This window comes from Lysinibacillus sp. RS11 (assembly GCF_042019215.1).
Classification (GTDB): domain Bacteria; phylum Bacillota; class Bacilli; order Bacillales_A; family Planococcaceae; genus Lysinibacillus; species Lysinibacillus xylanilyticus_A.
In genome coordinates this window covers 3,529,997-3,551,337 of the sequence record NZ_CP168124.1, presented here as the reverse complement: position 1 = coordinate 3,551,337, position 21,341 = coordinate 3,529,997, and the positions used below count along the sequence as shown (strand labels likewise).

Annotated in this window: 26 protein-coding genes; 19 read left to right on the top strand and 7 right to left on the bottom strand. The window is 32.7% G+C overall.

Annotated features, from left to right (window positions below; genetic code table 11):
• Positions 1-684 precede the first annotated feature (684 nt).
• Positions 685-1,155, bottom strand: a complete 471-nt coding sequence (locus AB9L17_RS18255; protein ID WP_375199584.1) for a DUF4365 domain-containing protein — start codon at positions 1,153-1,155, stop codon at positions 685-687.
• Positions 1,156-1,271: 116 nt separating this feature from the next.
• On the opposite strand from AB9L17_RS18255, the gene AB9L17_RS18250 reads away from it, so the two are divergent.
• The 8 genes from AB9L17_RS18250 (at position 1,272) to AB9L17_RS18215 (ending at position 11,927) form a co-directional block, all read left to right on the top strand.
• Positions 1,272-1,883: a hypothetical protein gene (locus tag AB9L17_RS18250; RefSeq protein WP_375199583.1), complete on the top strand. Its 612-nt coding sequence runs from the start codon at positions 1,272-1,274 to the stop codon at positions 1,881-1,883.
• 125 nt (positions 1,884-2,008) lie between these two features.
• On the top strand, positions 2,009-2,833 hold the full coding sequence (locus tag AB9L17_RS18245) for a hypothetical protein (RefSeq protein WP_375199582.1): 825 nt from the start codon (positions 2,009-2,011) through the stop codon (positions 2,831-2,833).
• 95 nt (positions 2,834-2,928) lie between these two features.
• Positions 2,929-3,309, top strand: a complete 381-nt coding sequence (locus tag AB9L17_RS18240) for a hypothetical protein (RefSeq protein ID WP_375199581.1) — start codon at positions 2,929-2,931, stop codon at positions 3,307-3,309.
• A gap of 1,010 nt (positions 3,310-4,319) precedes the next feature.
• Complete coding sequence (locus AB9L17_RS18235; protein WP_375199580.1) at positions 4,320-5,849, top strand: type I restriction-modification system subunit M; 1,530 nt, start codon at positions 4,320-4,322, stop codon at positions 5,847-5,849.
• A gap of 116 nt (positions 5,850-5,965) precedes the next feature.
• On the top strand, positions 5,966-7,171 hold the full coding sequence (locus AB9L17_RS18230; protein ID WP_375199579.1) for a restriction endonuclease subunit S: 1,206 nt from the start codon (positions 5,966-5,968) through the stop codon (positions 7,169-7,171).
• Positions 7,172-7,215: 44 nt separating this feature from the next.
• Positions 7,216-10,317, top strand: coding sequence for a type I restriction endonuclease subunit R (locus AB9L17_RS18225; protein ID WP_375199578.1), 3,102 nt, complete (start codon positions 7,216-7,218; stop codon positions 10,315-10,317).
• Between the two features lie 13 nt (positions 10,318-10,330).
• Positions 10,331-11,053, top strand: a complete 723-nt coding sequence (locus AB9L17_RS18220; RefSeq protein ID WP_375199577.1) for a M48 family metallopeptidase — start codon at positions 10,331-10,333, stop codon at positions 11,051-11,053.
• 646 nt (positions 11,054-11,699) lie between these two features.
• Entirely contained in the window at positions 11,700-11,927 is a 228-nt protein-coding gene (locus AB9L17_RS18215) for a hypothetical protein (protein ID WP_142508885.1), read from the top strand.
• Positions 11,928-12,001: 74 nt separating this feature from the next.
• Here the strand turns inward: AB9L17_RS18215 and AB9L17_RS18210 are convergent, their stop codons facing one another.
• Positions 12,002-12,259, bottom strand: coding sequence for a hypothetical protein (locus tag AB9L17_RS18210; protein WP_375199576.1), 258 nt, complete (start codon positions 12,257-12,259; stop codon positions 12,002-12,004).
• A 329-nt stretch (positions 12,260-12,588) separates the two neighbouring features.
• Between AB9L17_RS18210 and AB9L17_RS18205 the strand changes: the two genes are divergently transcribed.
• The 6 genes from AB9L17_RS18205 (at position 12,589) to AB9L17_RS18180 (ending at position 14,811) form a co-directional block, all read left to right on the top strand.
• Positions 12,589-13,083 carry a Holliday junction resolvase RecU gene (locus AB9L17_RS18205; protein ID WP_375199575.1) on the top strand — a complete coding sequence of 165 codons (495 nt, stop codon included), beginning with the start codon at positions 12,589-12,591 and terminating at the stop codon, positions 13,081-13,083.
• Positions 13,084-13,150: 67 nt separating this feature from the next.
• The gene (locus AB9L17_RS18200; RefSeq protein WP_375199574.1) at positions 13,151-13,408 is read left to right on the top strand and encodes a DUF2442 domain-containing protein; all 258 of its coding nucleotides are present in this window, start codon (positions 13,151-13,153) and stop codon (positions 13,406-13,408) included.
• 258 nt (positions 13,409-13,666) lie between these two features.
• Complete coding sequence (locus tag AB9L17_RS18195) at positions 13,667-13,843, top strand: hypothetical protein (RefSeq protein WP_375199573.1); 177 nt, start codon at positions 13,667-13,669, stop codon at positions 13,841-13,843.
• A gap of 186 nt (positions 13,844-14,029) precedes the next feature.
• Positions 14,030-14,224, top strand: coding sequence for a hypothetical protein (locus AB9L17_RS18190; protein ID WP_375199572.1), 195 nt, complete (start codon positions 14,030-14,032; stop codon positions 14,222-14,224).
• Positions 14,225-14,485 (top strand): hypothetical protein, encoded by a 261-nt coding sequence (locus AB9L17_RS18185; protein WP_375199571.1) that lies wholly within the window; start codon positions 14,225-14,227, stop codon positions 14,483-14,485.
• An 89-nt stretch (positions 14,486-14,574) separates the two neighbouring features.
• The gene (locus tag AB9L17_RS18180; RefSeq protein ID WP_375199570.1) at positions 14,575-14,811 is read left to right on the top strand and encodes a hypothetical protein; all 237 of its coding nucleotides are present in this window, start codon (positions 14,575-14,577) and stop codon (positions 14,809-14,811) included.
• Between the two features lie 126 nt (positions 14,812-14,937).
• Here AB9L17_RS18180 and AB9L17_RS18175 read toward each other — a convergent pair whose 3' ends face one another.
• Positions 14,938-15,264 (bottom strand): hypothetical protein, encoded by a 327-nt coding sequence (locus tag AB9L17_RS18175; RefSeq protein ID WP_375199569.1) that lies wholly within the window; start codon positions 15,262-15,264, stop codon positions 14,938-14,940.
• A 357-nt stretch (positions 15,265-15,621) separates the two neighbouring features.
• Between AB9L17_RS18175 and AB9L17_RS18170 the strand changes: the two genes are divergently transcribed.
• Positions 15,622-16,701, top strand: a complete 1,080-nt coding sequence (locus tag AB9L17_RS18170) for an S-layer homology domain-containing protein (protein ID WP_375199568.1) — start codon at positions 15,622-15,624, stop codon at positions 16,699-16,701.
• A 200-nt stretch (positions 16,702-16,901) separates the two neighbouring features.
• Here the strand turns inward: AB9L17_RS18170 and AB9L17_RS18165 are convergent, their stop codons facing one another.
• Complete coding sequence (locus AB9L17_RS18165) at positions 16,902-17,126, bottom strand: DUF2188 domain-containing protein (RefSeq protein WP_375199567.1); 225 nt, start codon at positions 17,124-17,126, stop codon at positions 16,902-16,904.
• Positions 17,127-17,265: 139 nt separating this feature from the next.
• Positions 17,266-17,394 carry a hypothetical protein gene (locus tag AB9L17_RS18160; RefSeq protein WP_375199566.1) on the bottom strand — a complete coding sequence of 43 codons (129 nt, stop codon included), beginning with the start codon at positions 17,392-17,394 and terminating at the stop codon, positions 17,266-17,268.
• A gap of 380 nt (positions 17,395-17,774) precedes the next feature.
• On the opposite strand from AB9L17_RS18160, the gene AB9L17_RS18155 reads away from it, so the two are divergent.
• From AB9L17_RS18155 to AB9L17_RS18140, 4 genes are all read left to right on the top strand, one after another.
• Positions 17,775-17,990 (top strand): hypothetical protein, encoded by a 216-nt coding sequence (locus tag AB9L17_RS18155; RefSeq protein ID WP_375199565.1) that lies wholly within the window; start codon positions 17,775-17,777, stop codon positions 17,988-17,990.
• Positions 17,991-18,140: 150 nt separating this feature from the next.
• Positions 18,141-18,527, top strand: a complete 387-nt coding sequence (locus tag AB9L17_RS18150) for a hypothetical protein (RefSeq protein WP_375199564.1) — start codon at positions 18,141-18,143, stop codon at positions 18,525-18,527.
• An 18-nt stretch (positions 18,528-18,545) separates the two neighbouring features.
• On the top strand, positions 18,546-19,115 hold the full coding sequence (locus AB9L17_RS18145; RefSeq protein ID WP_375199563.1) for a GNAT family N-acetyltransferase: 570 nt from the start codon (positions 18,546-18,548) through the stop codon (positions 19,113-19,115).
• A 48-nt stretch (positions 19,116-19,163) separates the two neighbouring features.
• The gene (locus tag AB9L17_RS18140) at positions 19,164-19,559 is read left to right on the top strand and encodes an NUDIX hydrolase (RefSeq protein WP_375199562.1); all 396 of its coding nucleotides are present in this window, start codon (positions 19,164-19,166) and stop codon (positions 19,557-19,559) included.
• A 424-nt stretch (positions 19,560-19,983) separates the two neighbouring features.
• Here the strand turns inward: AB9L17_RS18140 and AB9L17_RS18135 are convergent, their stop codons facing one another.
• The gene (locus AB9L17_RS18135) at positions 19,984-20,262 is read right to left on the bottom strand and encodes a hypothetical protein (RefSeq protein ID WP_375199561.1); all 279 of its coding nucleotides are present in this window, start codon (positions 20,260-20,262) and stop codon (positions 19,984-19,986) included.
• Entirely contained in the window at positions 20,255-21,235 is a 981-nt protein-coding gene (locus AB9L17_RS18130) for a hypothetical protein (protein WP_375199560.1), read from the bottom strand. Before AB9L17_RS18130 ends, AB9L17_RS18135 begins: the two co-directional genes overlap by 8 nt.
• Positions 21,236-21,341: the final 106 nt, after the last annotated feature.

The following is a 21,341-nucleotide window of genomic DNA, read 5'->3' as shown; positions in this document are numbered from 1 at the left end:
AATTTCATAAAAGTTCTTATTTTATCATGCTTATTCCATAATTCTTTGGGGTAAATGCAGAAAAAGTATGAAAAGGTTCATACTTTTTTCGCTAAATTATGAAAATGGTATAGGTTACAACATGGCTGTATATAACACAGGAGGAGGTATCTGTTATTATCAAGTCAAGTATACATGGTTTGTGATAATGCTTTTCAAAACTGATATGGAATTATGTAAAGGTAGGGGCAGGAAATGAGAATCACTTCTGTAATGCCAATACGAAATTTTAAATTGTTATTCAAAAACTTGGAGGAGGGAATTATGACCTTATGTTAATTCCTAAGAAAGAAGCTCAAGCGATAAATTATAAGATGTATGAAGAATTTACGCCAGCGGAAAATAAATAGAATTAGTGGACGGGGTTTTCCTTTCATTTAATTATGAAAGGGAAAGACTAATTGCATTGTGCTTGTTCAATATGGGCTTACAGGAGTTCGTTATAATCCTGCCACACTTTCAGTTTAATTAAAAATTTGGTAAAATATAGACTGCCGAGCTTTGGGGGTTCGTGCATAGAAAGGACATTTTTTATGAGAACGACACCCTTTTGCGTTATGAAACAACCACCTTCCTTGTTTTTACAAAGTCTTAAAGTGGTTGTTTTTATAAAAAATATTTAATATTCAAAGACTAACATTATATTTACTTTTCATTTAAAAAGTCTTTAATTGTTTCCTCAAATTTAAAGAATTCGAGAATGGGGTAGTTCTTTTTAGATATATTAATTCCCCACTCTGGTTTACTTGTTTGTCCTGGTTTATCATAATTTCTGTCAACAAATATTTCATTCGGTACTTCCCATGCTTGTGAAGGGATAAGAAAAACATCAGGCATTGCACCAACATTAAAAATTAATAGAGCCAGATATAGGTTTTTATTCGTAATGTCGAATTTACTTTTTTGCATAAACACATAGCCTGTACCTCTAAGAGATTTGACCTGTATTTCAGAGAAACGACCATTCTTATCTTTTATAATAAAATCGATACCTCTATCATCCACCTCTGTTGTGTAAACTTCTAATCCATAAGATGCAAATTCCATTTTTGCAAAATACTCTGCGTATTTTCCTACTTGTAAAGAACTAAGTTTTGTCCAATCAGTATTTGGCATTGCCACTCCTCCATAGAATTTATAAATTTTATGCAGACTTTCCTAATATCAAATAATAACATAGAATTAAAATATAGAAGTTTGAAATTTCGATTTATATAAAGAGGAAGGTATTTATGGATAAATATTATTTCAATCTCATGCAATTTTTCGAGGGGTATGTAAGGAGTTATCGCAGAATGAACTTATCCCATTTACATAATGTTTCTATGTTTACAAAAAGGGAAATTGACTTTTTTGCTCAATTAAGAGAAATGCTTGGCTTCGATGCATTCATTGAAGATTCGAAGTTTGATAAATCAAAAGGGCGTCCCCGACCAATGGATTTATCTTGGTGGAAGTGGGATGCCCGATTTGATGATGAACATTTTTTATATCTTGCCTTACATTTGGAGAGGGAGAGTATCCCGAAAAAAGATGTTGAAACAATAGAAAAGCTATTTTCGCAAACAGAAGAAGGATATATTCCGCATAATGTTATAGGAATACAATACATTAAATCTGCTGAAAGGGTAGATTATCTAAATGAATTGATTCTGCGAAAGAATAAGATTCAAAAGTCGAATGTTTTAATGGTTTACCGTTATCACGATGATGAATTCGATTTACAAAGAGTTCGTGCGTATAGTTTCACCCCCGAAGGATTAAATGAGGAGAGGAAAGCCATTTTCAAATATGACCAGTCAGGCTATTGTGATATGTGCTTTGATGAAGATTTTGCCCCGTAACAAAATAATAAAAGAGTAACGGATTCGATTAAGTTTTAAAGAAAAAATGAAAGTTTAGATAGTGCGGAGCAACTGTTCTTAAGAACAATAGGGTTTTGGGAGAAATAAAGAGGGATGTGATGAAAATGTTTTCTCTTGAAGAATACATTTCAAAAAGAAAAAGAGAAGATAAAATAAATGAATATGATATTGATTCAAAAAATGAAAATATACGTGTTTGTGTGAATTATGTTTTTGAATATTTTAATCAATATTTGAATATTGAGGAGATGGAACAAAAAACATTCTTAAATGAAGAACGGTTAGTGAAATTTAGAAATCAATTGGAAAAGTATGAAGATGCTGTTCAAGAATGGCTTGTCGATATTTATGATGTTCATGAAAAGCAAATCCATCGTTCTATTATAAGTTTTTTAAGAAAAGAAGAACTTTTTCTTTTATATAACACTGAACATGAATTTAGGACTTGTTCATATGATTGTTATGCCCATCTTATAAAAAAGAACCCATTTTTAAAAGGTCAGACAGAGATGTTATTCAATTTTATAAAAGATTACCATCGAATTGAAAGTGAAAAAGAGTTAAATAATCCTTCGATATTTTTGACTGAAGATATAAATGATTGGCTGGAAAGAACTTGGAGTAAAAACAAAGTGAATATTTGGGCGTTTGCTTCTAATTATTTATTACGTTTTTCTGATGATGATTCTTTATGGCCAGTAAAACATAAAATTAAAACCAGTGAAAATTGGCAGCCTTATATTTATGATTATAAACAAAAAACAAATCTCTTTAATTTAAATACTCTTTACACCAAAATTTCAATGAAGACTTTTATAAAAGGGAAGAAGCAGTTTCTTGAAGTAATTTTAATGTACATATGGTTACATGATATATGTGGAGACAATGAGAATTATTGGGGAGAATATTGTATCAAGGTGATTAAATAATTTATAAAATTAATTTTAAACAGAGTCATAAATCTCCTATGGTTGATAGTCGGGTGGGAAATTTATGTTTTTTTAAAAGAAGGGGCGACGAACAATTGAACATGGTTGTAGTATTTGAAGAACAGGTTGTTAAGAAAACAGAACAAAAATTGAAGCAGACTTTAGCAAAGTTAAAAGAAAATGTACATCTTCGACAGCATTTTAGGGAATTGACTGATTTATCATCAACATTGGAAAGATATAAAGTTATCATAGAAGATTTTCATATAAATAAAGAGGATAAAGATAAGCGGATAGCGGAAAGAAATGAACTTTTAGAGAAACATGATAAAATATATTCTGAATTGATATTAGAAGGATTTGAAAATTCATGGATAACAACTATTATTAAACATGAAATGGAGAATTTAAAAAAGGTTACTAAAGATGCAAGGGAAGATGCGTGCAATGAACATTTTGGAAAAGTTGATATTTAAAGATATTGATATAATGGACGACCGTTTTGACCTTGTAGTACAACAAATACAGCAAGCAAAAAATAAGTATATTAAAGGCAATTGAAGCAATCAAGAAACTTGTTTCTTAAGGCACTAAAAAAATACATGAACAGAGGATTAGTCTGAAGGGTAAGAAAATTAATTCCGGTTTATACAAAGATGGTACATCGAAAATAAAATCTAAAAAGGTATGATTATCACTCGTCTTATTTTTTTTCGTTTTTTTCTCTTTTGCCACCATTCTTTCGTATGACACGTCGTTAAGGCAGTGGGATATCCAGTGCCTTTTTTTCATGCTCTTATAACGTTAATCATACCTATGAAAATTACGTATTTTAAGCTTTGGTGCAGGTCGCAGTGATTGTAGTTACTATGTATTGTTAGTGATAGAAGAAATATAGCTTTTGTAGAGTTAAGATTCTGTATTAAAAATAGCCGAATAATGATTCAATAAAGATTAAATGAAGAAGTTCGATATAAGGGGAACTGCATATCGGTAGAGATTAATCCATTAGAAAATATATAGGATACAGCAGAAAAACATTTACAATTACAGTAATATTGTTATATGATTTAAGGTTGGCTTAATAACTACAAGGGGTAAAGAGAGTCTTCCTGAGGCGGTCAAAGCGACTTACAAAATGTTTACTATTAAAAAAGTACGGGGTTATTAATACCTTCTACATTTGCGGTGAGAGAGGTGCAAACAGAATGCTTTTTACCTTAGTATGTAGCATGGTATATGAATACGACTTTCGTAAAGAAAGATTAGAAAAAGGTCCAGCTGGGACCATGTATCCCAGGTAGAATAAAGCAACAGTGCGATACCGATAGAGCAAATTGAACTTGAAAAGCAACGAAACATTGTTCAACTGTATAAGCGTCATTTGAAGGAAAAACAGCTGTTAACAGATTTAATTGAAGAAAAAGAAGCTCTTTCACGTACTAACAAATAAAGTGCTACAAGGAACGAATTAGGAGGAAGTTACATGACTGAAAAAGTAACGCAAGAACAAATCAATAGTGTACAGTGGCAGGCCGCAGATACATTCCGCGGAAAAATTGATTCGAGTATTTATAAGGATTACATTTTAACAATGCTGTTCATTAAATATTTGAGTGACTCATATAAAGAGCATTTAGAAGAATATACAGCACGTTATGACGGTGATGAACAGCGTATTCAACGAGCAATAGCGCGTGAACGCTTTATATTAGATGAAAAGTCAACTTTCGACTACTTATACAGCAAACGTAATGATGCTGAAATCGGTGAAATCATCAATAAAGTGTTAGAACGTATTGAAAATGAAAATACAGGTAAGCTTCGTGGAGTGTTTCGGAATATCGATTTTAACAGCGAAGCGATTTTAGGGAAAACAAAAGAGCGAAATGCAATGTTACGTTCCTTATTAGAGGACTTCAACAAATTAACACTTAGACCATCTGTTGTAGCTGATGGAGACATTATTGGTGATTCTTATCAATATATGATTGAACGTTTTGCGTCTGATGCAGGTAAAAAAGGTGGAGAATTTTACACGCCAACAATGGCATCGGAATTATTAGCTCGTTTAGTAAAACCACAAGAGAATGACCGTATTTATGACCCAACTTGTGGGTCAGGTTCATTATTAATTCGTGTAGCTAAGCAAGTGCCTAACAAGAAGGTAGCGATTTATGGACAAGAGCGTAACGGTGCAACGCATTCATTAGCATTAATGAACATGTACTTACATGGTATTGATGATGCAAATATCGAGTGGGGAGACACATTAGCAAACCCACTTCATTTAGAAGAGGGCAAGCTAATGAAGTTCCAAAAAATCGTAGCGAACCCTCCATTCTCATTAGATAAATGGACAATGGGTTTTGTAGGTGAAGAAAATACAGATAGCAAGTTTAAGATGGATGCAAGTTTAGATGAACATCGCCGATTTGAGTGGGGTGTACCACCGACTTCAAAAGGTGATTATGCGTTTATACAGCATATGCTTTATTCTTTATCCGAGAAAGGAACAATGGCAACTATTTTACCTCATGGGGTGTTATTCCGAGGTGCAAGTGAAGGCAAAATTCGTAAACAAATTATTGAGATGAATTTGCTTGATACGGTTATTGGCTTACCAAAAGGGCTTTTCTATGGCACAGATATTCCTGCGTGTGTACTTGTATTTAAGAAAAATCGGACGCGTAAAGATGTGTTATTTATTGATGCATCGAGTGAAGAACATTACGAAAAAGGTAAAAATCAAAATAAACTGCGCGAAGAAGACTTGCAAGAAATTATGGAGACATATGATAACCGAGAAACAATTGATAAGTATTCATATGTAGCAACATTTGAGGAAATTAAAGAGAACGATTTTAATTTAAATATTCCACGTTATGTAGACACGTTCGAAGAGGAAGAGCCTGTTGATATAGAAGTAGTGAAGCAAAACATTGCGGATATCAAAGAGGAATTAAAAGTAGTTGAAGCAGAGATAGAGAAGTATTTGAAGGAATTAGGAATGTAAATTATAGATAGCTCCTTTTACATGATTCAGTAAAAGGAGCCTGTAATAAACTTATTTATTTTTGTTTAAGTGAATAGATTAATAACGAAAAGCTTGATAAATAGAGGATGGTTTATATGAGTAAAGAGAAAATCCCTAAAGGATGGGGTATTTTAAAAGTTAAGGATATTTTTGATAGATTTAGAAATCCAGTTGAATTAATTAAAGATGAAAAATATACTCAAATTGGAATTAGGTCACATGGGAAAGGAATTTTCTATAAAGAAGCAGTGACAGGGGAGCAATTAGGAAACAAGTCTGTTTTTTGGGTAGAGCCAGAGTGCTTTATTGTTAATATTGTTTTTGCATGGGAAATGGCAGTAGCACGAACTACAAAGAATGATAAAGGGTATATAGCTTCCCATAGATTTCCAATGTATAAACCTAAAAAAGCAATTTTAGATTTAGATTTTATTACGTACTTCTTTAAATCTTCGCGTGGAAAGTATTTGTTGAATTTAGCTTCGCCAGGAGGAGCTGGTAGGAATAAGACTTTAGGACAAAAAGAATTTGAAGAGGTTGAGATTTGTTTACCTCTAAATGTGGCAGAGCAAAAAAAAATAGCTTCTATTTTATATACTTGGGATAAAGCCATTGAGCTAAAAGAAAAGCTAATTGAGCAGAAAAAAGAACAGAAAAAAGGATTAATGCAGAAGTTGCTGACGGGTGAAGTAAGATTAGATGGATATAGTGGGGAATGGAAGAAGGAAAAAATAATTAATTTGTCAGATGTTTATAGAGGGGCCTCTCCAAGACCTATTACTGATGAAAAATGGTTCGATAATAATTCTAAAATTGGTTGGGTTAGAATTTCTGATGTGACAAAATCAAAAAAAGTATTATTAAATACAGAAAAAACTTTATCTGCAGAAGGAATAAAGAAAAGTCGTTTTGTTAAGAAAAATAATATAATCATGAGTATATGTGCTACTGTCGGTAAGCCAATAATTACAGGTTTTGATGTATGTATTCATGATGGCTTTGTTGTATTTGATAAATTGAAAATAAATAAAGATTATTTTTATTATGCGTTACTAAGAATTGAAAATAGTTGGTCGCAATATGGTCAGACAGGTTCTCAAACGAATTTAAATACAAATATTGTGGGTAATGAAAATATAATGTTTCCAGACAATCTCGATGAACAGGAAGCAATTGGGTATTTTTTCAAAAGAATAGACGAAGAACTTCATTTATTTGAAAGAGAATTTGAATTAATTAAACAACAAAAACAAGCTCTCATGCAACAACTTCTAACAGGGAAAATTAGAGTAAAGGTGTAATGCCCTTACTCTTTTTCCTTCATTTATAGATTGGGGGTAACGAAATGTCCACTCAGCAACTTTATGATGAAATCAATATTAGTCAACAGCCCGCGGTTGAAGTGTTACAAAGCGTGGGGTATACATATATTCCAGCTGAAGAAGCAGTGCAAATGCGCGGGAGCCTTTATGATGTTTTGCTTCGAACAGTTTTAGAAGAGCAGTTAAGAAAACTGAATAGCTATGAATATAAAGGTACCACATATCAATTCGGTGAAAATAATATTCAACAGGCGATACGTGATTTAGACGAGCCTTTAACAAGTGGACTTGTGAAAGCGAATGAAAAGATTTATGAAACAATGATGTTAGGAAGAAGTTATACAGAACTGCTTCCAGATGGTTCAAAGCAATCATTTACAATACAGTTTATTGATTGGGATAACATTGAAAATAACGTCTTTCATGTAGTGGAAGAGTTTTCAGTAGAACGCAAAGATGGCCGAGGACTTGCACGTCCAGACATTGTCCTTTTTATTAATGGTATTCCATTTGTGGTGATTGAATGTAAAAAGGCTTCGATTTCAATGGAGCAAGGCATTAGCCAGATGATTCGCAATCAAAAAAGTGACTATATTCCACAATTATTTAAGTTCGTGCAAATTGTAATGTCTACTAATAAAAATGAAACACAATATGCAACGTGTGGTACGCCTAAAAAGTTCTGGTCTATTTGGAAGGAAGAAGAGGAAGATTGGTTAGAGCAATTGTTACAAGTAATAGCAAATCGCTTACCAACTACACAGGATAAGAATATTATTTCATTGTTCCATCCTGCTCGATTATTAGAACTGACGGCCTTTTTCATAATGTTTGATAAAGATATAAAAAAGGTGACGCGTTACCAGCAGTATTTTGCGATTAAAGAAATCCTAAATACAATTGAACAGCGAGATGAAAACGGTAATCGTCAATCGGGGGTTATTTGGCATACACAAGGCTCAGGTAAATCGCTGACAATGGTTATGCTGGCGCGTTCCATTTTATCCGAGCTATCAGGTCATAACCCACAGATTGTTGTCGTTACGGACCGCGTAGAGCTGGATAAGCAAATTCATAAGACATTTAATCACACACGCTTAAAAGCAAGTCGTGCAAGTTCAGGAAATCACTTAATTTCATTATTAATTGATGGCAATACTAATATTGTTACAACGTTAGTACATAAATTTGATACTGCCTTTGCAAAACAACAACCAATTGAATCACGTGATATTTTTGTACTTGTTGATGAATCACACCGTACACAATACGGCGAGCTTCATAATAAGATGAAGAAAGTTTTCCCAAATGCTTCGTATCTTGGCTTTACAGGCACCCCTTTAATGAAGAAAGAAAAGAGCACAATGATTAAGTTTGGTAAGCTCATTCATAAGTATACGATTGCAGATGCTGTTAATGATAAAGCAATTGTTCCTTTGTTGTATGAAGGGAAAATGGTCGACCAAACGGTGAATAAGATAGCCATTGATAATCGTTTAAATATGATTACACGTAACTTAAACGATAAACAAAAAGAAGAAGTAATGAAGAAGTGGGCACATTTCGAACGAATTGCCTCCTCAGACCAAAGAATTACTATGATTGCCTTTGACATTAATGAGCATTTTATACGCAACTATAAAACACAAGGCTCGCAATTTAAGGCGATGCTTGCGACAAATAGCAAGATGGAAGCAATTCGTTATTTAGAGGCGTTTGAAGATTTAGGGGATTTGAAATGTGATGTAGTAATTTCCAAGCCAGATGAGCGTGAAGGTCATGAAACGATTGATGAAGAATCCACTGATAAAATTCAGCGCTTCTGGAAGAAGATGATGAATCGATATGGTACTGCTGATGCCTATGAAGATACGATTAAAGATGAATTCATTAATAGTGACGACATCGATTTATTAATTGTTGTAGATAAATTGCTAACAGGCTTCGATGCGCCAAGAGCCTCTATTTTATATATTGATAAGCCAATGAAAGAGCATTCGCTATTACAAGCTATCGCTCGCGTTAACCGACTTTATGAGGGTAAAGATTACGGTCTTATCATAGATTATCGTGGATTACTTGAAAAGTTAGATGTAGCCTTACAGATGTATTCAGGCGCTGGATTTGAAAACTTCGACCCTGAAGATATTCAAGGTGCAATTTACGATATTATTACAGTTATTGGCGAACTTCGTCAACACCATTCAGAATTATGGGACATTTTTGTGCCGATTCGAAATAAATCGGATGTTGAAGAATATGAAGTGTTATTAGAGGATGAAGAACTGCGAAATGACTTTTATGATACGCTAAGTAAATTTGGACGTAAACTCGCCATTTCATTAGAATCAGAGCGTATTTATAATACCTTACACCCTGATGAACTTGGAAAGTATAAGAAGGATTTAAAGTTCTTTCAAGAGCTAAGGAAAAGCGTGAAACTTCGCTATTCCGATACAATTGATTATAAGGAATACGAAGCGAAAATGCAGAAGCTAATGGACCAATACATTTCAGCAGAGCAAATTATACGTATTACCAATCCAGTTGATATTTTAAATGAACGAGCATTTGAGGAAGAGATTGAGCGTCTTGGGTCGAAACGTGCTAAGGCGGATGCAATTCGTACACGTTTAACGAAAAGTGTCAGTGCAAAATGGGATGAAAACCCTGCTTATTATAAAAAGTTTTCAGAGCGAATCCAGGCGGTTATTGATGAATACAAAGAAAAGCGTATCTCAGAAGCTGATTATTTGAATTCGATGAATGAATTATTAAAAGAGTTTCGTCAAGGCGAGTCCAAAGAAGCTTATCCAATTGCAATTAAAGATAATAGTCACGCACAAGCGTTTTACGGGGTGGCAAGAGATATATTAACTACGAAGGATGAACAGCTTCCTTATGGTGATGGAGACCTTGCAAACTTAGCGTTAAAGATGGACGAAATTATTAAACAGCATCAAAAAGTGGATTGGTATAATAATCTGCAAATTCACAACCGTATTGCACAGGACATTGATGATTTATTGTTTGATTTCTCGAAAGAAAATAATATAACATTAGATTTCGATACAATTGATAAAGTTATCGAACAAATAAAAACAGTAGCCATCAAACGTTATTAAGGTAGTGAGTAATATGGAGAAACATCAAATTCATTTTGGCAATAAGTTTATTGATTTTTTCGTTGAAAGAAAAGATGTCAAAAATGTGAATTTAAACATTAAGCCTGATATGACGGTTCATGTCTCAGCTAATGAAAAAGTTCCTTTGAATTTTATATATGACTTTGTAAGGAGTAAAGGTCAATGGATAATAAAAAATGTAAAGCAATTTGAAGAAGTGCTCCCATTAAAGCAGAATGAGCGTGAATACGTCAGCGGAGAGTCGTTCAAATATCTGGGAAAACAGTACCGTTTACGCGTTGAACAGTCAGCAAATGAGGCGGTGAAGTATTTTAGGGGGTTTATCTATTTACTTGTCCAAAATCCAACAGACTTCTCGAAAAAAGAGAAAATGATGGATGACTGGTATAAGGAAAAAGCATACAAAATATTTAACGAGTCGTTAGACAAGATGCTGGCATTAATTAAAAAGTACGGCGTAGAAAGACCATCGCTCGAAATTCGAATGATGAAGGCCCGCTGGGGTTCAGCACAAATCGATAACAAGACGATTTTGATTAATACGGAGCTTATTAAGGCCCCTAAATACTGCATTGATTATGTTATCTTACACGAGTTAGTTCACTTTAAGTACAACAATCATAGTGATAGCTTTTATAATCTGTTATTTACGCTAATGCCAGATTGGGAAAAACGTAAGAAAATATTAGACCAAGAAATTGTACGCGAACTATAACATAGGATAGTTTCCAAGCTATATGCGAGGGAACTATCTTTTTATTATATTTGGTATTTAATTTGCCCTTGTTCACACATCGAAATAATTTATATAAAAAGGTATTTTTTTTCACACCTGAACCGTTGATATAAAATTTTTCTACTGTTTTCCAAAACTATTGGAAGTCATAAATCAATATAGGTGAAAAATTGTAAAAAACACTTAATTATAAAAACATCTGCTAACTAAAACATTTAAGGAGATAAACCACACCCTCTAAAATATTGCATGTACCGAAGTGAATGGAGGGCATCGAGGAATATTTCTAAATATGATTCATCCCGTTTTCTTGAAATAGTTACCGACCTTTTTGGTGTTACTTAACTAAATGACCTTGAGAGTTTATTTGGTTTCATAATAGCTTGGTTACAATTAATGATGTGGATTCAAATAGTGTTTGTTATTTAATTTTATCTGAACATGTGAGAAAGAATTTCATAAAAGTTCATACTTGTTTCGCTAAATGATGAAAATGGTATAGGTTATATGACCGTATTTTGCATTATAATCGATAACACATGTTAAGGTATCTATTATTATCAAGTTACATATATGAAGTTTGAGAATTGCTGTTTAAAAGCATGGGGGAAGGGGTTAGGACATTATGTTGATTCCTAAAAGAGCAGGGCAGCCAGTGAATTATGAGATATATCAAGAGTATACACCAGCGGAAAATAAATTGGAGTTAGTGGATGGTGTTTTCCTACCATTTGATGATGAAAGGGCGAAAATGCTTTCTTTGTGTTTGTACAATCTGGGATTACAGGACTTCGTTAAAATATTGCCACAAGAATCGAAGGACGAATTGTTTCAGTTGCTTCAACAAGATTAGTATCGGAAACAGGCTCGACATGATAGATGAGGTTGTATTGTCAAAATGAAGGCATTGGTATTAATCCAGTGCCTTCATCTTGTTTTTATATAGTTTAATGAATTCTTTACTGAATTCCTTCGTGTTCTACCTACAGGTTCATAATCAATTTTAAAAGAAAATTCAGCATTCAATTTTTTTAGTTCCTCGTACATACTTTTCACAGGAGTTTCAATTTCATCGATTATTTTATAAATTTTCAGTCTTGGCAATGGATTCTTATCAGAAAATAGATAAATGCGATATAATCCATTGTTTGATTTAATATCTATTACTTCAAGTAAATTGTTCATTTCATAACCTCCAAACGAAACACTTTAGTATACATATTGTAGCATGTAGTGTTAGAGATTCTCCTATAATTAAGTGGGTTCAATTGCGTTTGTACCATAACTATATCTGAACATTTGCGAGAGAAGTACGAAATAATTTCATAACAGTTCTTAATTTATCGTATTAAGACCATAACATTTCAGAGGAATTACGAAAAAGGTATGAAAAAGTTCATACCTTTTTCGATATAGGCTGAAATTTAATCAGTAATAGTAAAACTGGACAATCGTTATAAAATCTATGTTTATCCTCTATCATAATAGAAAATGAAAAAGAGAGGAGGAAAGGTATGACCATTACCGCAAGTGAGAGTAAAAGAAAAGAAGGAAAGAGTTCAAACCCTGGGAAACAGTTCGAGAAGGACTTCTATGCCTCTGTTTTAGAGAAAGAGTACCTATTTGTCTATAGATTAAAAGATGACAATTTAGGCTTTGCAAACGTGAAAAATCCCTGTGATTTTATCTTATATAAAAAGCCAAACATCTACCTTTTAGAATTGAAGAGTCACAAAGGAAAATCCATTCCATTTGGAGCCATCCAATCCTATCAAATCGAATCATTGTACCGATTTAGCAACATAGATGGTGTAAAGGCTGGATTTGTATTCAACTTTAGGGATGTGAATGAGACGTATTATATAGAGGCTGTACCTGTATATCATTTTTATAATGGAAGGGAACGTAAGAGTTTTTCATTGGATTGGGTAAAAGAAAATGGAATTGCCATTCCACAGGAGCTTAAACGGACAAGATTTAAATATAACTTGAGTAATCTACTCAATTAGTATTGGGACAATGTACTAATGTGTGTTATTGTTTTGAGATTAAAATATGGAAGGGCAGGTGCAGAGTATGAGAATTACTTTTGTCATCCCAACACGAAATTTTAAATTGTTGTTGATGTTCGATAGGCAAGAATCACGTATATTGGATATTCGAAAATTTTTAAAAGATGATAATAGTGGTTTATTGGCTGAGGTCAGAGACAATTTGGAGTTATTTTTACAAGTAACCCTGGATGATATTGCTGGGACAGTTTGTTGGCCAAATGGAGTAGATTTCGAGCCTGCTGTACTGTATCAAGAAAGCAAAGATATTGACTTTTTTTAAGAAAAAAATATCCATTAATATCGATTAAGGTGATATACTTAATGCATTCATATATATGGGAGGTGTTCAGTTTGAAACGGGAATGTATAGTGTGTTGTATTCATTTCAGATTGGTAAATGAAAAAATTAAACATAATAAATTTACGTAAGACGTTGAAGTATAGTGATGACTATATTCAACGTCTTTTTATTTTTACCTATAGTCAAAATTACAGATAACTATCAGTAAATATGAAGATTCATCAGGAGGCTTAGGAGATGGAGAACAGTATTGATTTTACTTTTAACAAAGCTGTGGTTGTTGATGAAGTGGATTCTAAATGGATACAACAAACTGTTGTACAGCTTAGAGATTATGGATTTGATGAAGTAGACAGGGAAGAGGCATTTTTTGCTATAAGAGAAGAACTTTTCGATATTTTATTGGAAAGATGAGGGGGGTTATTAACGGGATTTTATAATGAAGGGAGGTGAGAAAATGTTAGCTTTAACTATTGTAAGTATTTGTACTATGATTTTCATTTTTATGATGGCTCTACTCTCTATTTTTGTGATTTATAGAAAGGGAAACAGGGAAGATTCATTATTCAATAAATAGGTGAAAAGAGGGATGATGTGGCTTTGGAAAGTAAAAAAGGAGAAAACCCCAATAGAGTAAAAATGAGTGTGCCGAATATGGGCTTTAGCGTCTTAAAGGATAATGAGCGAGCAATAGCCATGATAGAGGCACATCAAAGAAGGCAAGTTAGACTTCGTGGTGCATTAGCTCTATTGTATATCAGTATCTTATTTTTTTATTATTGTGTGGGGTTTTAGGTGGAAAATAGCGATGAATTAATCCAATTGAAAATTACTTATGATAAGAACTTAGAAGAAATTGAAATCTTCTTAGAAACTGATAAAACATATAAAGACATGGAGGTGGATGAATTTCAAAAAGAAATAAAATTATTTTGGGAAAGAGCAGGTGTCTGGAATAAGGCTTGGCATAATGCTATCTATTCTGAGGCGAAATTAAATAAGGACTTCTATAAATTTAGGGTTGTGGTGACCAGATTAGTAATGGGGGAAGAATGATAGAGATTCATAGTGCATGTTTTGGAAAGAGACTAACTTTTCAGCATTCGATTTTTGAGAAAATAACTTATTGAAGGTGTGGTATTTATATGAAAAAGCATAAAGGGATGTCACAGGAAGAAATGGAAAAAAGAATAATGGAGGTAGACCCATTCGATGGCGATTTTCCAGACGGAATCTACGCTATAACACGCCCTCCTGGTGAACCGAAAGTGAAAGTACGTGCATTAGCAGATTATTGCAAAAATAAGAGCGAAGAATTGGGGAGAGAAGTAAAACCTATGGACTTGTCTCCAGAAGAATTAGAACAATTTTTAGTTTACTGAAGCGTAAATTAAGAGGGGATATTCGAAGATGATAATGTTTTTGCATAGAATAGAATATCCCCGATTTAGCAAATAAACAAGTTTTCTTAGCGTTTTTTAATACAAAGTATTTATTAATTCATTCATTCATTCATCTTTAAAAATAGATGTTAGAGTAAAAGTAATCTCTCCTGATGCTACTCTATCAAGATGCCACCACCATTCTTGAAGTGGTTCTTTGGACAATTTGAAATCATAAATTTCTTTAATATGGTTTGCTAATTCTTTTGCATTTTTAATTAATTTCAAATCGTAACTGTATAATTTGATTTTTTCCTCGTTCGTTAATGTGTGCAATTCCCTTTCGATTTGACTTCTGATATGTAAAAGGTACGTACTTTCAAATGGACTTAACTTAATGATGTCATCAATATCTTGTCCATACATGTCAATTTCTTTGTTAGTATCAAGCATTACAACACACATCCTTTATTATTAATAATGTTTATAAATAAGGAGTATTTAAAGTATTTAAAGTATTTAAGGTTTTGGGATGCATTGCCTTTCTGCAAGTTTATTAATGTTTAATGTAGGCCTTTCTAAATCCAATGTATTTAACTTTATTCTTACTTTTGGCCATGGGTTTAAAGTACACCTGTTACTACTTGATAAAATCTAAGTATATTATTCGGAAAAATGTTAATTGAATAAATATTGATGATAGTTTAATATAATATATGGTAATTTTGGTTTGTATTTTAACTTATGGGTTTAGTGTTATATACTTACCATTATGCTATCATATTTTCTGTTTTATAGGAGGAAAGTTTTGTGAAAAAGTTAGTAACGTACATAACGGTGGTTTTAGTTTTATTCAGTAGTTTAACATTTATGCAAAAAGCAAATGCTCAAACTCAAACTACATTTTCAGATGTTCCAAAAACACATAATGCTTATAAAGAAATTATGTTTTTAGCAGAAAAAGGAATAGCGAAAGAGTTCCCTGATGGAACATTTAAACCAAATGCAAACATCACTCGATTGCAAGCAGTTCAGATGTTATTACGTAGCAAAGGTATTACAGATTATTCAAAAGTCATTAACCCTGGATTTGTCGATTTAAAACCTGGACAAGATGGCTATGAAGAAATCGCTAAAGCTGTTGAGTTAGGTATTATTAATGGTAAAGTCAATGCATATGGACAAAAAGTATTTGAACCTTCAGGGAACTTAACACGGGGTCAGATGGCAAAAATCTTTTCTATCGCGTATGAATTTGAAGGTTATTCTGATAAAAACTTCCCAGATGTACCACCTTCACATTGGGCTTATGAATATGTTCAATTATTAGCTAATAACAAAATCACATTTGGCTATAGCAATGGTAAATTTGGTGTAAACGACTTCATCACTCGTAGTCAGTTTTCACTGATGATGGCTCGTACATTGGATGAATCTTTCCGTATAGAACCTGAAGCTCCCAAACCACCTACAGGTACAACATACCCTGATGGCTGGACTGCCCCAGTGTTAACATCAAAATGGAGTCCTGATTCAGCGAAAAACTTTGAAACACTTCAAAATGAATTAGGTTTTACTGATGGTGGACATTTCTTTGGTATTAATGGTAAACAACATGCCATTGTAGTAAACGGTGGAGATAGTGTAAACGAAGTAACTTTTAAATATTATGGATGGGAAGACACAAAAGTTCTTCCAGAATCTTATCGCATTCCAGTTGTTTCCAAAGAACTATTCAAATTGTATTTTGAAGATGATGCTGAAAAAGTGTGGAACTACTGTAACAATAATGACATTCCTGAGAAATTCACTGCAAATGGAAGAACTGTCAAGGTAACACTTATTGAAGTAGACAGTAGTGTGTATTTCCAAGTTGGCAAAAAGAAATAACTGAAAAAAAGCTAAGAGGCAAAAGAACAAGGGATAGATGTGCAAAGAAGGTTTAAGGGTCTTAAAAGAATTTATTAATAATGGATATGCTGATTAATTCTTTTTAATATACAAAATTATTGTAATTAGATAAGAGACAGGGAATAATAGCTAATTCCTGTCTCTATAGGTAATCATATTAATATAGTCGTAAAATAATATTATCCTCTTGGTGGATAAGAATCGTTTCCGTAACTATTTTTTTCACGGATTCGCCCTTGTTTATTGTGTATAACCAATTCGGATTTTTGGTTTATAGCAATGTCTCGACCATATTGAATAGCTTCATGTTGCGTATTGAATATTTTGGTAGCTTTTGAATTGCCTGCCCCTTTAACCTGAAAACCGCCATTTGAATGCGGTGTAATATGTTGATTTTTCCCCATTTAAATTGTCTCCTGTCATATAAAATTGTGGGAGGGGAACATATTATCCTCTGTTTATTTACTTCAATTTGTATTATTATTTACTTAGATATTTTAAACATATGCTCTTATTTGTTCTGCAAAACAAATAAGGGCTTTTTTACTTTAATTTTCTTTTTAGTTCACGTTCGATTTTCTGAACTTCTCTTTTTACCTGTTTGTCCATCTCTCTATTTATTTTTCTTATTGCACTATTTAACTGTGATTTATTTATCTTTATCTTAACCATGTACATTACCTCCTGTTTATTGGATTGAAAGTATATCCCCCCACAATTTAGTATTATAGCAGTTAAGATTAATTTTATCAATATATAGTGTTTATGAAATCAGATATAACTATATGTTGTGTCTTGTGTGTAATTTTTAATAGCGATAATTTTATCTATTACCTTGTTTATTCTAAAGTGAAACGACTTTGAAATAGAAAATTTGGAAATAATAATATTTTATATATAACTCTAAAAGAATTTCTTTATCTATCAATTAGACATAGTAGAGAACGATATTTAAAGATGGATGGTAAATAGAAGAATGAAAGGGGTGTTAGTAATAATAATTCAATTATTGAATCAAATTATCGTATGAAAAAAATGGGGGTAGAGCTTAAATGCAAGTAAAATTTAAGTATTGTAATGATACGAATAGAGAAATTTCTATTCACCCTGGTACGTTTATTCACGGCTGTATAGCTGAAGACAAGAGCCCAATTAAGCCACAAGAAGTAAGATTATTTATTTTGCCTCAAGATACATATCCATGGCTGAAAATGTGGGATTATGGGGATAAGGGATTGCAAATATTGATTTCTCCCTGTACTGATTAGATTACAGAGGAAAATAAGTAGGTTAGGGCATTGGTTTTCCAATGCTTTTTTTAGTATAAAATATCTTTGTTCAACTAAAGGAGCAGTTTGATTGAAGAAGGAAAATGATTTATAAGTGGAGAATCTTTATCCTAAAAAGGAGGGGGAAATATGTTTAAGTTAGGTGATAGGGTAGAACACGAAACATATGGCAAGGGAAAAATAGTAAATTTTGATTCACAAAATAAATCCAGTTTGTTAGTTGAATTTGAAGAGGAACATGGAGTATTTATTCGAGATATCATTGATGAAGATTATCATTACGAAGATAACAGTAGATTTGAAAAAAGAAGTTTTATTAACGTTTATACTTGGGATATAAAAAAACTTAGAACTGATTATAAGAATAGTCAGGCTAAAAAAGTAAATGAGCCTTATATTAATAATTGTCATTCTTGCGGGGAAATGGTCAGCCATAAGACTCATTCCAGATGTGAAACTTGTGGCTGGTATAAATGTGAATGTGATTCTTGTGGCTGTAATTACAAAAGGGAATAAGGTGATTGTACGAGTAAGATGGAAGGATATCCTTGTTCCACTAACGAAGCAGGATTGTTGAAGAAAGAATTGAATATTTATAAAAGTGATTTATTGAAGAATAAGGAAGTGGAAATAACAATGAACTACATAATAAGATTAGCGAATGAAAACGACTTATCGGGTTTATGTGATATTAGAAATAATAAAGATTTATTCACGAATTATTTAAAGCAATTTGCAAAAAGGGAAGTATATTTGGCAATCGCTGAACAAGACTCACTTATATTGGGTTTTGGAGTTCTTAAATTGAAAGGCTCTTTGCTTCCTAAATTAAGTGACTTATATGTAAAAGAGGATTATAGGGGTAATGGTATAGGTTCAGATTTGATTCGGTATAGAGAAGATATTGTAAAGAGTTTAGGTCATTCTGAGATATTTGTGAGTGTTGACCCAATAGAAAATCCCAGAATGATAAAGTTAATTAGCAAACATGGTTACGAACCTATCTCCGACCCATATTTAAAAAAAGCCATATTTTATAATGATGATGGTACGACTTATAATAAAGCCTACACAAGAATTGATTTAAAGAAGTTGTTGAACTAACGGTGCAGAATATTTTAGTAAGATTTGAATGAATAAGAGGTTACGGCTATGCGAGATAGAGGTTCGGTAGTAATAGTAGAAAATGATAAAGTTGGGTTAATTCAAAGAATTAGAGGTGGCTCTGTTTATTATGTTTTTCCTGGTGGTGGAATAGAAAATGGAGAAACACCAGAAGAAGGAGCAAAAAGAGAAGCATTTGAGGAATTGGGAGTAGAAGTAAAGGTCAACGAGTGTATAGCAAAAGTTGAATATAACGGAACCCAATACTTTTTCTTATCTGAAATCATTAATGGAATATTCGGAACTGGACAAGGTGAAGAGTACGCAGACAAAGAGAGTGATAGAGGAACTTATTTGCCTATGTGGGTAGATATAAAAAGATTATCATCTATTGATGTTAAACCGAAAGAAGTTGCTATAAAAGTTCAATCCTTCTTCAAGTAACGGAGGCTTTAGTTGAAGAAGAATAGTCATCATTAATGATGTTTTTTTATTAGTTGAGTACATGTTAAGAGTGAAACTAATGGGGATTGTTTTATAAATGTATTTGGGTAATTAACAAAAAACTTCCAACAACTCTTCGCTATTCGTATTATTTCGGTAATTGCTCATAACCTTTTCGTAAAATTTATGAAATTGTTCATACCTTGAAAGGTTTATGTATTGAAAATTGAAATACTAAAAACAAAAAGCTCATAACTAATCGTATTATTTTGGTAACTGTTCATAACCCTTTCATAAAATTTATGAAATTGTTCATACCTTTGAAAGATTTATGTATTACAAAAAAAATACGGAACCTAATAGAATAGATGAATAGGGATAAAATATTTGAAAAAAGAAACGGGGAGTCGTTTTGGACTCTCCGTTAAAATAAATTATTGATTAAATCGATATCTTCTGCAGAAAGATTATCTTTACTTTCATTAGAATTTATTGGGAATGGCTGTAAAAACTTTTGATTTTGAAGAAGTTTATGCACTATTTGCTCCACCTGTGATTCCAAATCTAAAGATGAATGTTCACGATTCATATCTGCTTCTATTAATTTGCAGAGATAGCTACTTATATTTTCTTTTGTTTTAATAAACTCGTAGATATGAACAGTATTTTGCTTAAAACTAATGGAAACCTTGTATTTAGACAAGTTTCTTCACTTCCAGTACTCTAAAGAAACTAAGCACATTTGCGTATTGACTGTCTTGTTCGATTACTGCTGTTGGAAATTGACTAAGGATTGCATCTTTCAGCAAAAGAGAGCCACCACCACAGAAAATAACAGAAATATTGTTAAAGGTGATGCTACGTGATTTAGCGAAATTAAATATTTCTGTTACATGAGCTTCGATAAGTTTTTGCAAAATCCCCTTACTTTCCTCTTGTTTCACCCCATTTACATATAGATAGCCTTCTTTCAAAATATGCTCAACATCTGCATCAGAGACAGTGATACCATAATGTGAAGCCATCTTTTCAGCTATTTTGGAGCGTAGTATATTAATTCCACTATTACCTATGACCATAGAATCCAACATAGGCACAAGCCCTTCAAACATGCAATAATTAGAATTCAATCCCCCTACATCGATGATAAGGCACCGTTTTGATTTAAATTCATTAATTCGTTGATAAATGGGACCCGTCCCTTCAGGTAATAAAATAATCTTATCAATTCGGAAAATAAATGCCCTGCCATTCACTCGGAGTGAGATGTTTTTTTGTTGGTTCTGTATAAATTGCTCATATTCTTCTTTCAGAACCGAATTTTTATAGATGTTAAGTGGGACATTTACTGCAAGACGAAGACTGGGAATGCCACTGTTCTTACTGTCTATTTTGGTAAGGTACTTTGTAATTGAAAGGTAAATACATAATAAGTGCTCTATAGATTGTTTGGATATATCATAGTTAGATTGTGCCTCCGAGTTCATATCCCCAATCAAAAAGGTTTTCCCATCTAACTCAACAATTTGATTCGTTGGTGTTAACTCTACCCCCAGTTCTTGAACCTCTTGTACTAAAGTTCTAAATTTATATTTGTGTAAATTGCCATTAATCGAAAACACACTTTTTGTCGTGTGTTTGCCACTGTCAACAGCAATTGCAAAATGATTATTCATATAATTTGAAACCTCCTTAAAATGATATTTTTATATGATAAGCAGAATAGGAAGAATAATTCCTACGTTTCGTACTAACTATGTCGAACATAGTGCGAAGTAGTGA